The sequence below is a fragment of the Legionella worsleiensis genome, assembly GCF_001467535.1.
Taxonomy (GTDB): Bacteria; Pseudomonadota; Gammaproteobacteria; order Legionellales; family Legionellaceae; genus Legionella; species Legionella worsleiensis.
This window is the reverse complement of sequence record NZ_LNZC01000027.1, coordinates 399,162-412,089: the sequence shown is the minus strand read 5'-3', so window position 1 is coordinate 412,089 and position 12,928 is coordinate 399,162. Positions and strand designations below refer to the sequence as shown.

Below are 12,928 nucleotides of genomic sequence, written 5' to 3'. Positions count from 1 at the left end.
CAAAATTGACGCACAAAAATATCCGAAGTATCAAGAGAAAAAAGGTGATGTATTAAAAACAGAGATTTTAAAAAATTTCAAAAAATCATTAGAAGGAAAAAATAACACTGAAATCGACGAAGCAGTTCGTTCTTTTAAAAAAGAGAGTAAAGAGATTACAGAATATCAGGTATTATGCGCCTCACAAGGGATTACATCACACCTGTTTGGTTTAAAAACGTCTTCTCTCAAAGCCCTTGAGCAAATTATTGCCGATGCTTATAAACTAGCAGAAGATCGTCAGGCCTTAGATAAGGGTTATTCGAAATAATAGCGTTTTCAACTCTGAGAGAATTACCTCTAGGCGAGCCTCCTTCCAGTAATTTGTTGTAAAAGACCAGTTACGATAGCAACTACTTAGGCTGTTTACATTATCTCAAAGGTGTAGAAAGATCTCAACAGTTCCTAACTGTGCCATTGCGGAACCTAAAAGCACCTTATCTCTTATAGATGACTATCTTTGGAGATAATTATTTAATTGAAACTAAGCGTATTCTGTTTAATGTTGTATGGTATAATAATAAACAGTTTGATTTTTAATAAAATTGAGATTATATGTATTATCGTCCAGAAGAACTTTACAAAAAGTCAGGAGCCGAGCTTGCTCAAGTTTTTGCAACAATTCCCTTAACTGTAACTCATCTTGATTTAGGATCTCAGGGGTTTAGCGTTAGATCTGTAGACGATTTAATTGCTGCTTTTGCAGCAATACCTTTGAGTGTCGTTCATGTTAGTTTGAGTTGGAATTCCCTTTGGATATTTAAAGAAGCTAATTTAGCTCGAGTTTTTGCAGTAATTCCTTCTAGTGTAAATACGCTTGATTTGAGAGGGAATTTACTTTGTAAGAAATCAGGAAAGGATTTAGCCCAAATTTTGGGAGCAATTCCTTCTAGTGTAACCAAGCTTAATTTGAGTCATAATGATTTTTACCTTAAATCAGGTGCCGAGTTAGCTCAAGCTTTTGGAGCAATTCCCAGAAGTGTAACTGTACTTAAATTGGAAGGAAATAACTTTGGCTTTAAATCAAAAGATGAGTTGGCTGCAGCTTTTGTAAAAATACCTGCGAATGTCACTACACTTAATTTAGGAATAAATAACCTTGGGAAAAAATCAGGAGCTGATTTGGCTGAAGTGTTTGCAGTAATTCCTGCTAGTGTCAATACACTTGATTTAAGCTTTAATGGTCTTGACAGAAAATCAGAAGCCGATTTGGCTCTAGCTCTTGCAGCAATTCCAGCACATATAAAAGTAATCTATGGTGATGATAAACTGAAAAAAAAATACGACATTTTTTGTCTGTTAGACAGCTACCTTTCTGAAAGAACAGCGGTGAAAGATTCTTCTGGAAAGACAAAAGAATATTTTTATGGCAACTTTTTTTCTGCATGCCAAAAAAGTTTTAGTCAAAAAAGCGCTGCAGTAAGTGCTTTAAAATCAGCGTTAGAAGGAAAAGACGGTGATGATTTAGGAAAACACTTATCCACCTTAAGAAATGGTACTTTGGGTAAAGAACTTAGATCATTTGTTAAATCTGGCATGGGTAATGGTCTTGTTGGAAAAGAAGTAAATACAGTCAGTGACTTTGTTAAAGCGCTTCAAGACAAGCGTCCTCAAAGTAAATCAAGCAAATCTCCTCAATAAATATTCAGTCAATCGTAGCCCGAGATTCAGCCCGAAGGTCTGAATCTCGGGTTTCTATGTTGCTGGAATTATTTAACAAGCCGATTTGCTTGAATGAAATTACACAATATTTTATAGAGTTATTGACTCAGGAACGCATCCCACCGGGATACCGCTCTTCGAGCCTTTTCCCAAGCTTATTTAATCAATTAATCATCATCTCTTTTTGCAAGTAACCAAGGCAAGAGGACGAATAAAATCAATCCGCCAATCAGAAATGCTTCAAAGAAATACACATTACCTATAGGTATTTGTGAGGGTGGGATAAATCCAACTATCATGGCAAGAATGCAGCAAATTATGCCTGTTCCGCAGACCAGCCACATGACGACATTACCTCCAGGAATAGTATAACCTCTGGGATGATCGGGTCTGGAGTATCTAAGTTTAAGCGCTGCCGCAAACATGATGATGTAAACCAGTAATGCCATTTGCGCACTTAAATCACTGAGTATCCAGTACGCTGCATTGATTGAATCAAGTAAGATAAAAATACTGCTTAATACCGAAAAAATAAGCCCTTGGGTAACCAAAATCGTAACTGGAGCACCAAAGCGATTAACTCGAGCAAAACGTGGCGGTAGGGAACCGTCTCGAGCAGACACCAGAAGTCCTTTTGTTGGGCCAATAATCCATGCCGAAACGCCACTTAATCCGCCTAATATAATGAGAATAGCAATAACTGAAGTCATCCAGGTCATGTTGTAGGATTTAAAAAATACTGAATAAGCATCAATCAGGCCTGATACAACACTTAAATGATCATTAGGTACGACGATTACAATGGCCAAGGATCCTAGCGATAAGGTTGAAATGATTAATATAGTCGAGTAAAACAAGGCTCTGGGATAATCCCGTTGTGGATTTTTTACTTCTTCAGCATGAACGGCTGACATTTCCATGCCAATTAGACCAAACAATACCGCTGAAAATAAAGACATGTTACCAAATGAACTAAAGTCAGGAAGCCACGATGAGGGGTAATTCACTGCTACGGGTCTTCCTTGTATCATCCACACCATACCCAGAAGTATAATGACGACCATGGGCAGTACTGTACCTATAGTTGCTCCTATAATGCTTACAATGCTTGATAACTTCATTCCAAAACAGTTAAGCAGGGTAAACAGCCAAAAAAGGCTTAGGGCAGTCCCTAAAAGATAGAATTTGTTGTTAGCCAAATGAGGTGCGATGAGATAGGATAATGTTGCTGCAATAAAAGCCAGCATGGTTGGATACCAGACCACATTGTATATCCACTGTAACCAGATGGTTATAAAACCGGCTCGTCTCCCGAACGCTTCCCTAACCCAAACATAAATGCCGCCAGTATTGGGATAAGCTGTTGCCAACTCGGCAGCAACAAGGGCAACGGGGATAAAAAAGGCAAACGCAGCTACGAGATAATAGGAAACAAGCGATAAACCGAGCTTTGCGCTGATGGGGAGCGTTCTTAAACTGTCCACAGCAATTATATTAATCATGACCAAAGAAAAGACGCTTAATACTTTTTTTGAATGGTTCATAATAGGATCCTTAATGGGTGCGGTAATAAGGCAAACTGCAGTGCGGATAACTGATATGAAGAGAGTTTAATTGCTTAAAATAAATAATGTCCATGCACCTGGATTCAGCATAAATAGTGAACCGTTGAATGTATCATTTTATGCAAAAAAAAACAATGAGTTGTCTGTTCGTTTCTCTATAAATGAAAAAAAAAGTAACTAAAACACTCATCAGCTGTCATGAAAATAAGTTAGCAAAGGTAGCCTGTATTAATACAGGTGGTCAGATTGCCTATCTCATCGAGTTGATATAAAAAATCAGGTGGCAGCGGGTGAATCATCTCTACGATATTGTCCGACGAAAAAACATGCCCTAATTTGGACGATGATGTGTATATCAAATTAAAATGAAAAAAAGGGAGCATTACCCAAAGGGGATAGACCGTGTATTACGACTTTGTCTAATACAGGCTACATATAGAGACTCATCCGTTTCTGCAAGTAACTGGTGAGTGTAGGTCGGACGCTTTGTCCGACACTCTAATACAGCTTTCGATCGAGATGATGGTAAGCTTATCAGACCATCATCTCATTTAGGAGGGGAACTACTTGGAACAAAGATTTCTTAATACGTATTGAAGAATACCACCGTTTTTGTAGTACTGCAGTTCATCTGCGGTATCTATTCTGCATAGAACTTTAATATGCTCGACACGGCCATCATTGCGTTCAATGGTAACGGATACTTTTGCTCCTGGAGTAAGAGCGTCAGAGGTGTCTATACTGATTCTCTCGCTGCCTTCTAATTCCAGTGTTTTACGTGTCATACCGTCAATAAACTGTAGTGGCAGAACACCCATACCAATCAAATTAGAGCGGTGAATACGTTCAAAACTCTCGGTAATCACAGCCTTAACACCCAAGAGGTTGGTTCCTTTTGCTGCCCAGTCTCTTGATGAACCTGTTCCATATTCTTTTCCTGCAATAACGACCAAATCGTGGTGCTCGGCTTGGTAAAGCATGGATGCATCGTAAATAGGCATGATATCACCGGTGGGAATATATCGGGTGATTCCACCTTCCTGGCCCGGTGTCATTTCATTACGAATGCGAATATTGGCAAATGTACCTCTCATCATCACTTCATGGTTTCCACGTCGTGAACCATAGGAGTTGAAATCTTTTTCATCCACTCCTTTGGATTTGAGATACAGACCGGCAGGGGAGCTTGCCTTGATCGAACCTGCAGGCGAGATATGATCTGTGGTAATGGAGTCACCGAACAAGGCAAGAATGTATGCCTGTTTTATGGGTTTTATTGCATCAGGTTTTGCTTTCAGATGCTCAAAGAAGGGAGGATGCTGAATGTAAGTCGAGTTGGGGTTCCATTCGTAGGTTTTTCCTGTACTGGTTTTGATGGCTTGCCAATGGCTATCGCCCAGAAATACTTCAGCATATTCTTTACGGAACATTGCTCCAGTAACTTTCGCAACTTCATGGGCAATTTCAGCGTTGCTTGGCCAAATGTCTTTAAGGAAAACGGCATTGCCTTGAGTATCTGTTCCCAAGGGCTCTTTGCTTAAATCGAGGGTAGTTGAACCACATAAAGCATAAGCAACAACCAGTGGAGGAGATGCTAGCCAGTTTGCACGTACTTGAGGATGAACACGTCCTTCAAAATTTCGATTTCCTGATAAAACAGCTGATACTACCAAATCGTGTTCTGTAATACTTTGAGCAATGGCGTCCGGCAGAGGTCCTGAGTTACCTATACAGGTAGTGCAACCATAGCCCACAAGGTTAAAGCCCAGCTGATCAAGATAGGATTGTAATCCTGCCTGTTGCAAATAATCGGTTACAACTTTGGAACCTGGGGCTAAAGAAGATTTAACCCAGGGCTTACGTTGTAAGCCTTTTTCAATTGCTTTTTTGGCAACGAGTCCTGCTGCCATAAGGACGCTTGGGTTTGATGTGTTGGTACAGCTGGTAATTGCAGCAATCACTACGTTACCGTGTTTCATTTTAAAATCTTTATTTTTTACTGCGAATTCAGTATTACGTTCTGATTCTTTACCTGCTTCCTGCAAAAATTGGTTGAATTCAAGGGGTAAGGTGCTCAGATTCACTTTATCCTGAGGTCTTTTGGGGCCTGCCAGTGAAGGCTCAACGGTATTCAGATCTAAATGCAAAGTATCGGTAAATACAGGATCTTCGCTGTCTTTTTCATACCACATACCTTGTGCTTTGGCATAAGCTTCGACTAATGCGATAGTGTGTTGATCGCGTCCGGTCAATTCAAGATAGCGAATGGTTTCTTTATCTACAGGGAAGAATCCACAGGTTGCGCCATACTCTGGTGCCATATTAGAGATGGTGGCTCGGTCAGCAAGAGGTAAATCGCTTAATCCTGGGCCATAAAACTCAACAAACTTACCTACAACTCCTTTTTTTCGGAGCATTTGGGTTACGGTCAACACCAAGTCTGTAGCGGTAATGCCTTCTTTTAATTTTCCAGATAATTTGAAGCCAATGACTTCAGGTATCAGCATGGATACCGGTTGGCCTAGCATGGCTGCTTCGGCTTCTATCCCACCGACCCCCCAGCCGAGAACGCCAAGACCATTAATCATGGTTGTATGAGAATCGGTACCTACCAGAGTATCTGGATAGGCGTATAGCTGCCCCTCGCTTTGACTGCTCCATACAGTCTTACCAAGGTACTCAAGATTGACCTGATGGCAAATTCCTGTTCCTGGTGGAACGACCTGAAAATTGGAAAATGCTTTTTGTCCCCAGCGAAGAAACTCATATCGCTCGTTATTTCGTTCCATTTCAATTTCGGTATTAATCGTAAGAGCATCATTTGTACCAAATTTATCCACCATTACGGAGTGATCTATGACCAAATCAACAGGTGATAAAGGTGAAATCTTATCAGCATTTCCGCCCATTTTGACTATGGCGTCTCGCATTGCGGCCAAGTCAACAACCGCTGGAACTCCAGTAAAATCTTGCATCAGTACTCGTGCTGGCCTGAATGCAATTTCATGTTGGGATGTTTTGGTTTCTAACCAGTCAGCTATTGCTTTGATGTCTTTTGTTGTGACTGTATTTGCGTCTTCAAATCGTAATAAATTTTCAAAGAGGACTTTAAGAGAATAAGGTAATTTGCTAATCCCCTTGAAGTGTTTACCTTCAGCTTCTTTCAAGCTGTAATAATGATAGGTTTTACCGTCAACAGTTAATTCACTTTTGGTTGACAGACTGTCATGACCTACTTTCATAGAAGAACTCCCAAAATCAAAAAAATAATAATAGCTTAATTTTAGAAATTTTTCATGAGGTCTTTTAAACTTGGCTTAATCTATTTTTGCATGTTGATAAATAAATAGTCTTTACGAACAGTACAGAGTCAACTAAGCCAGGAGATTAGGTTAAATGCTTATAAAGCAAAGATTGATGATGACAATGGATGTTCATCTAGGTTGGTAAAATCCAGCGTCGGCTTGATGAGTTGCGCTGCCTTTTGCAAGATAATTTTTTCTTCGGCTTTCTTTTTGCTTGTATCAGGAGAATCTGGAGTCATCAGATAGAAGCAAGTTGGCAACAGCAGAGTAATCGCAATACACGTTATAATTCCGCCTAGGGCTGGATTGAAGAAAAAAGCGGGAATGGCTGTCGCCAGTAAAGTAATTCCAATTCCCAAGGTGGCATAAAGCGTGTTTTTTATAATGGGGTCAGGTTTAATGAGATCGTTAACTCCGACAGGGTGATATCTAAATCGATGATAAAAATTAATGGCATTTGACGCTCTGTCAGGAAATTCCATACAACTTGATAATGTTCTGACAAATCGGTCGTATTGAAGCACTACTTGTTCTTTTTCGTAAACATTAAGTCCTTCATTTATAATATCTTTTTTAAAATCCTCAATTCGGCCATTTAAAAGCGAAAGAAAGGATTCTCTTTCGTTGGCTTCAATGTTTTCGATTAATTTAAGTACTTTTTTGACCTTTTTGTCTATTTCTTTAGGGGTTGGCGCTGGCGAAAATAAAATTCCATTCATAATTTCTTTCTCATGGTCTATACTTTGATGAAGGCTAACATGAGTCGTTCCTGGACAGTAGGGATTAGATCCGAGTTTTACATCAAGGAAATATTACTTAACACAACCTTGATTATTTTTGCGTAATGTTTGCATTTGGTATGGATATTGCATCACATGTGAACATTAAACAAGGAGTCATCAGATGATGGATTTGAATAATCTTATTCTTAATTCGTTTAAGTTATCAGAGGGAAGCGGAACAGGCCAGGATCAGACGAAATCTCTGGATTCTCTTGAAACTAAGGCAAGTCTTGATGATGAGGTCAATGATCCATCTGTGGATCCTGGGGCTTTTGTTTTGCTCTTTGCGCAAATCCTTTCTAATGATGTCACCAAACAAGATGTACTCCCTGAGGAAAATCTCCCCAGTAATACTGATCTTAGTACCGAACAATTAAACGAAAGCCAAGTTGATGGGATTAATCCCAATCTGGCAAGTAATGTTGATGACTTGATAACTGATGATAAAGAAGCTCTCTCACAAGGCGATATTTTGACTGATACTGACAAATTATCGTCTTCTCAAGAAGAAAATTTAAATACAAATGTTGTTCTTAACTGGATTGAATATGACCAGTTTAGCCCGCCCTTAGCTCCGTCCAGCGATTTGAAAACCCTTCTGACTGGCGATAGCAAGGGTGCAGAGCTGTCTGTTTTGGGTTCTGATAGTAATCGTCTCAACCAGCCCAACATCAATTACCTTAATAACTCAAGTGCTGTTAATGGCGATGAAGATGCAGCTCCTCAACTAGATGAAGACTCTTTGTCAACAGAGCAGAGCGCACCTTTTAACACCAATCTTAAAAGTAATTTTGCTGCATCTAAAGAAAACACATTAGCTGTAGACCCTTACGCTAACGAACAATCGCTTCAATCAGAGCAGTCCGGGTCTAACAGTTCCCAACAACCTAATCTTCAACCAGATTTCACAAATACCCATTTTTCCAACCTTGCATCTGTTGCTGATAAAGTCAAACAGCTCGACATTTCCCTACCTTTAACTAATGCCCAATGGGCTGATAAATTTTCAGAACATATTGTCTGGATGGGACAGCAAGGAGTCAAAAGTGCTACGATTAAGCTTAATCCTGAAGAGCTGGGTCCATTAGAAATTAATATTAAAGTGATAAAAGACTTAGCATCTGTAAATATAACCAGCCACACTTACCATGCCCGAGATGTCGTTGATCAGGCATTACCCAGGTTGAGAGAGTTAATGGCTGATCAAGGGCTAAACTTGTCTGAGGTCACTGTAGGTATGAATGACAGTTCACGACAATCAGAGCAAAATGAACAAGGCTTTGCTGCTGCTCCTGATGAATCAGTGCAACAATCAGAAAATGAGCCATTGGTTACTCAGATTAAAAGGCAACCACCTAAAGGTTTAATTGATTATTTTGCATGATGAATGGAATCATCTCAAAGGGATTGATATTAAAAGGAGTTTAACGTAATGCCCAGCAATGTATTTCTTGAGTGGTTGAGTCAAAGAGGCAACCTTCAATTTTTATTCGATCCTTTGTGTTCGGAGCAGTTGGATAAAGCCATAGTTAGTACATCAGTGCAAAAATCAATAGCCGGCTCGAAAAAAAATCAAGCCCTTTATGGTTACATAGAAAACAGAATCGTAACAGACTATGCTACGCTTATAGATTTTAAATTAAGGGAAGCCTTCGTAAGATTAACTCAGGAAGATTTTAAAGATCCTAAGGGATTTGAATGCAAAGATAAATCGAGTGCTCATCAAAATAAGTATTTTACGTTGAGAAACGAGCTAGAATATTTTTTAAAAAAGGATATTTTACAACATCAAGACAGTCCTGATGCGAAACTTAATGCCTTCAGACGCTGGATTGAAATAGCAGATGTGTTGTTAAGTCGTCATTGTTATGAGGGGTTTTTACTAGTTTTTACCAATCTGCAATTGATAGCAAGTCCTGATTTAGTTCGGGGTTTGCCGCAGAATATTCAAAACAGTTATAACGAATTATGTCATTTAAATTCACCAAGTAAAAATCATCTTGCTCTGAGAAGTTTTATAAAAAATCGAACTAACGAGGCGGATTTTTCACCATTAATCCTCATTTATCATGCCATTGCCATGATAAATGAATCTATTGTTCACATTCGTGAGCAAGATATCGTTTTAAAAAGCAGAAAAAAACAGGTGCGCAGAGAAATCAGCAGATTACAAAAAGAACTGGATGATGACAGTACGTTTAGAGATCTATTTCAATGTGTTGACCATCATCAGTCCGTTCCTGGTGATTTAGTGTCTGGAAACCGCTATTTGATCAGTTTGTTGCAAGAAAACAAAAGAATATCCAAAGACCTGGAACAGAATCAGGAGATCCTTTCTGAACAAGTAAAACAGCGCAGCGATCTTTTGGATACAATAACAAAGCAACAACAATATAAACCCAGACCTCTGTCATCACATCTTGAGAAAAGCTACCATCTTATTCATTGTCGGTATTATAAACACAATCGTGATCTCAAGATGGGATTAATTTCTGATGAGCGTTTCAGTCAGGCATACAGTCTGCCTTCCAGGTTATATTCGGAGTCATTACTCCCATCATTCTGGAATAGAAGGGGTTCTTCTGCTGAAGATCATTGGAGAGCCATGATGAAGCCCAGTTGTTTGGAACCTGCCCAATAGGATGATCTGGGTTTGAAAAGTTCTAATGTCTAACATCTTCTTTGACACTGAATAATAAGCCCAGTCCAATCATCTACTAAACATTTTTTTTGGCAGTAATTCCCTGTCGATTGCCACTGTGTCCAATGTGCACCTTTTATGACTTGCGGTGCAGGTACAGGATTTATACCAGGATTTCTGGTGTAACTGTGATATCCTATAAAATAGGCCAGTTGAATGTTTTTAAGCGTTGGCGATTGAGTGTTTGCGTGTAGGGAAGCGCAGAGCAGCAGGGTGCACAGAACTATTCCCATAAGTGTCATTGCAGCACAAGCACTATTTTGTTGTTGTGTATTCGTTTTCATCGCCGTCACCTTGTTTTTGTTCTTTGATTGAAATTATAGACTATTTTGATCAATATGGTTTAATTTTTTGCTTTTGGTATTGAGAACAGCACTCGAGCTGATTGACATTTAAACGTATTATGCGACTTTAATTTTAGGATGATTCGCATGGAAGAAAAAATTATTTTTATAACAGGTTGTTCCAGCGGAATAGGGTATGACACTGTTGTTGCGCTAAAAAAGAGAGGGCATAGAGTTATCGCATCATGTCGAAAAATTGACGATGTCAACCGATTAATTGAGCAAGGCATAGAAGCGCTGCTTATGGATGTCAGTGATTCGGCATCTATTATCGACGGATTTTCGCAACTAATGAGGTGTACTGCAGGGCGACTGGATGTTCTGATTAATAACGCCGGTTATGGTCAGGCGGGTGCTCTTGAGGATATAAGTAGAGCCGTGATTAGGCAACAGTTTGAAACGAATGTGTTTGGCTTAGTGGAACTAACCAATCTTGCTGTACCTGTAATGAGAAAACAGGGACAAGGGAGAATCATCAATATAAGCTCCATATTGGGAATCGTCAGTATGCCCATGCGAGGAGCTTATAATGCTTCAAAATATGCCGTAGAAGGAATTAGTGATACGTTAAGATTGGAGTTGCATTCTTCAGGAATAAACGTCATTACCATTGAGCCTGGACCTATTGAGAGTCGATTCAGAGATAATGCCGTGGATGTCAGTTTGCACCACATAGACAGGAAAAACAGTTTTTTTAAAAAACAGTACGACATCATGCTCAAAAGCTACAAACAGAAAAAATCTGAATCGATTTTTACCAAAACACCTGAGGCAGTGATTAGAAAACTGATTCATGCTGTTGAGGCAAAACGACCTAAAGCAAAATATCCAGTAACTTTACCTGCTTATTTGTTGATTGCGGTAAAACGTCTGCTTCCTACTCGATTACTTGATAAAATAATACTTAAACTATCTCAAAAAGAATTATCATGACAAGCGATTTCGCTCGCAATCGCAGTACTGACCTATTAAAAATAGGCCATCATCATAAAAAAGCGGGTAGCGGCGACGCAACTCTTGATATGTATTTATTGGTAGTGCTCTAAGTAAGAACGTATCCCTTTGCAGGAGATTCCTCACTACTGCTCGAAATGATAGCATATTTTTAATGGGATAACCCTCCTGGCAACCGAGGTTAGTCTATTTCTGTAAAGATGATCGCTTGGCCTATTTTTTTTTATAAAAATGAAGAAAATTATTGATTTGTTTGCTAATATCTTATTGGGTCTAAATAAAAACCTTTAACTATCAAGGAAGTAATATTATGAAAAAATCAACAATGGCTGTAGCTGCACTGTTAACTGCTTTATCCTCAGCTCCTATGGTGTCTGTAGCATATGCTGATGATACATCTACTCCTTCTGCTGCTACTTGTTCAGGCTGTAAAGGCTGCAAGGGATGCAATGGTTGTAAAGGTTGCAATGGATGCAAAGGCTGTGGCGGTTGCAGTGGCGACTAGTCATTAGTTTTTTCCAATAAAGAGGTAGTATAACTACCTCTTTCTTTTTATACAGATATGGATATGACAACTGAAACTGATTTTGTATTGCCCCAATTAAGCAAATGGCGAAAGAATGTTTTTTTAGGTTACGCAACCCAGGTTCTCGAAGCGCAACAGCAAATGACTACTTCTAAAGGAAAAAACATCCTGCATTATACGCTAAGGAAAAAGCGTAAGCATGAACGCATGAGCCATTATCCCAAGGGAGACAGAATAGATCACAGCACAGGATCTCAGTATTTTTATCATTGCCATAGAGAGAACTACGACAGCACGGAACATGGCCATTTTCACTGTTTTATTCGATACAAACACATTCCCAAACGCATCAAGCCAGCAGCTTTGTCTGACTGGGATAGATACATAGATAACCCGATGACTCATCTTGTTGCAATAGGAATGAATCAATTTGGTTTGCCCATTCGTTTATTTACCGTAAATCGCTGGGTCACCTCCGAAATTTGGTATGATGCAGATCATATTTCCTATTTTCTTAAACGCTATAAAATGACATTAGCTGATGATCCTTATTGGCAGGTTTTAGATAAATGGCTTGAAGGAATGTTGCATTTATTTTCTCCTCAAATTGAATGGTTGCATCATGTTCGTGATGAGCAGATAAAAAATCATCAAAGAAGCAAACCAACACAAAATCCTTACATGGATTATGATCTTGAAGAGTTATCAGAAATTTCTATTGATCTAAAAAAACAGATTGAATGGATCATCAGTTGAACACATTTAGCTTCGTTTGTTTCAAGCTGCTGTATTACTTTATGATGTGAGCTGTATGCTGTAAATCGTTATTAAAGATACAGATAACTTTTCAGATATGTCATGCTGAGTACTTCTTTTAGGTGCAGGCTCTCTTGGCTGGGAAACCATCTTTTTCATATCTTTGGGTATAGGGATTGAAGACGAGGTAATTTGAACCTTACTATACTGTTGATTTAATTTTTGTAACTTTCCACCTACTTAATTGAGCTTGCCAAGTTTTCTCCTCTCCCTATCTACCTGATACTCGATCAT

General features: G+C 39.0%; 10 protein-coding genes and 1 pseudogene. 7 read left to right on the top strand and 4 right to left on the bottom strand.

All coding sequences use genetic code 11. The features are described 5' to 3' along the window. Together Lwor_RS13580 and Lwor_RS11310 are read left to right on the top strand one after the other, a co-directional pair. Window positions 1-310 (top strand): annotated as a pseudogene (locus Lwor_RS13580) (hypothetical protein); the annotation flags it as partial. A 284-nt stretch (window positions 311-594) separates the two neighbouring features. Beyond that, the gene (locus tag Lwor_RS11310) at window positions 595-1,680 is read left to right on the top strand and encodes a leucine-rich repeat domain-containing protein (RefSeq protein ID WP_058493977.1); all 1,086 of its coding nucleotides are present in this window, start codon (window positions 595-597) and stop codon (window positions 1,678-1,680) included. A 188-nt stretch (window positions 1,681-1,868) separates the two neighbouring features. Here the strand turns inward: Lwor_RS11310 and Lwor_RS11305 are convergent, their stop codons facing one another. From Lwor_RS11305 to Lwor_RS11295, 3 genes are all read right to left on the bottom strand, one after another. Then, window positions 1,869-3,245 carry an APC family permease gene (locus tag Lwor_RS11305; protein WP_058493976.1) on the bottom strand — a complete coding sequence of 459 codons (1,377 nt, stop codon included), beginning with the start codon at window positions 3,243-3,245 and terminating at the stop codon, window positions 1,869-1,871. A 584-nt stretch (window positions 3,246-3,829) separates the two neighbouring features. Further along, window positions 3,830-6,508 (bottom strand): aconitate hydratase AcnA, encoded by a 2,679-nt coding sequence (gene acnA / locus Lwor_RS11300; RefSeq protein WP_058493975.1) that lies wholly within the window; start codon window positions 6,506-6,508, stop codon window positions 3,830-3,832. Window positions 6,509-6,666: 158 nt separating this feature from the next. Beyond that, window positions 6,667-7,290 carry a lpg1689 family Dot/Icm T4SS effector gene (locus Lwor_RS11295; protein ID WP_058493974.1) on the bottom strand — a complete coding sequence of 208 codons (624 nt, stop codon included), beginning with the start codon at window positions 7,288-7,290 and terminating at the stop codon, window positions 6,667-6,669. Between the two features lie 184 nt (window positions 7,291-7,474). Here Lwor_RS11295 and Lwor_RS11290 point away from each other — a divergent pair, with 184 nt between their 5' ends. Both Lwor_RS11290 and Lwor_RS11285 read left to right on the top strand, forming a co-directional pair. After that, complete coding sequence (locus Lwor_RS11290; protein ID WP_058493973.1) at window positions 7,475-8,737, top strand: flagellar hook-length control protein FliK; 1,263 nt, start codon at window positions 7,475-7,477, stop codon at window positions 8,735-8,737. 48 nt (window positions 8,738-8,785) lie between these two features. Further along, a complete protein-coding gene (locus Lwor_RS11285) occupies window positions 8,786-9,994 on the top strand; it encodes a RasGEF domain-containing protein (protein ID WP_058493972.1) in 1,209 nt (402 codons plus the stop codon). A 29-nt stretch (window positions 9,995-10,023) separates the two neighbouring features. On the opposite strand, the gene Lwor_RS11280 is transcribed toward Lwor_RS11285, so the two are convergent. Beyond that, window positions 10,024-10,338, bottom strand: coding sequence for a hypothetical protein (locus tag Lwor_RS11280; protein ID WP_058493971.1), 315 nt, complete (start codon window positions 10,336-10,338; stop codon window positions 10,024-10,026). 147 nt (window positions 10,339-10,485) lie between these two features. Here Lwor_RS11280 and Lwor_RS11275 point away from each other — a divergent pair, with 147 nt between their 5' ends. From Lwor_RS11275 to Lwor_RS11265, 3 genes are all read left to right on the top strand, one after another. After that, on the top strand, window positions 10,486-11,331 hold the full coding sequence (locus Lwor_RS11275; RefSeq protein ID WP_058493970.1) for an SDR family NAD(P)-dependent oxidoreductase: 846 nt from the start codon (window positions 10,486-10,488) through the stop codon (window positions 11,329-11,331). Between the two features lie 331 nt (window positions 11,332-11,662). Further along, the gene (locus Lwor_RS11270) at window positions 11,663-11,857 is read left to right on the top strand and encodes a hypothetical protein (RefSeq protein ID WP_058493969.1); all 195 of its coding nucleotides are present in this window, start codon (window positions 11,663-11,665) and stop codon (window positions 11,855-11,857) included. 63 nt (window positions 11,858-11,920) lie between these two features. Further along, complete coding sequence (locus Lwor_RS11265) at window positions 11,921-12,634, top strand: DUF6969 family protein (RefSeq protein WP_058493998.1); 714 nt, start codon at window positions 11,921-11,923, stop codon at window positions 12,632-12,634. Window positions 12,635-12,928: the final 294 nt, after the last annotated feature.

Bases quoted from the DNA above. Each gene is read 5' to 3' on its own strand.
- Lwor_RS11280 (WP_058493971.1), bottom strand. From the start codon at position 10,338: ATGAAAACGAATACACAACAACAAAATAGTGCTTGTGCTGCAATGACA.
- Lwor_RS11265 (WP_058493998.1), top strand. From the start codon at position 11,921: ATGACAACTGAAACTGATTTTGTATTGCCCCAATTAAGCAAATGGCGA.
- Lwor_RS11285 (WP_058493972.1), top strand. From the start codon at position 8,786: ATGCCCAGCAATGTATTTCTTGAGTGGTTGAGTCAAAGAGGCAACCTT.
- Lwor_RS11290 (WP_058493973.1), top strand. From the start codon at position 7,475: ATGATGGATTTGAATAATCTTATTCTTAATTCGTTTAAGTTATCAGAG.
- Lwor_RS11295 (WP_058493974.1), bottom strand. From the start codon at position 7,290: ATGAATGGAATTTTATTTTCGCCAGCGCCAACCCCTAAAGAAATAGAC.
- Lwor_RS11305 (WP_058493976.1), bottom strand. From the start codon at position 3,245: ATGAACCATTCAAAAAAAGTATTAAGCGTCTTTTCTTTGGTCATGATT.
- Lwor_RS11270 (WP_058493969.1), top strand. From the start codon at position 11,663: ATGAAAAAATCAACAATGGCTGTAGCTGCACTGTTAACTGCTTTATCC.
- Lwor_RS11310 (WP_058493977.1), top strand. From the start codon at position 595: ATGTATTATCGTCCAGAAGAACTTTACAAAAAGTCAGGAGCCGAGCTT.
- Lwor_RS11275 (WP_058493970.1), top strand. From the start codon at position 10,486: ATGGAAGAAAAAATTATTTTTATAACAGGTTGTTCCAGCGGAATAGGG.
- acnA (WP_058493975.1), bottom strand. From the start codon at position 6,508: ATGAAAGTAGGTCATGACAGTCTGTCAACCAAAAGTGAATTAACTGTT.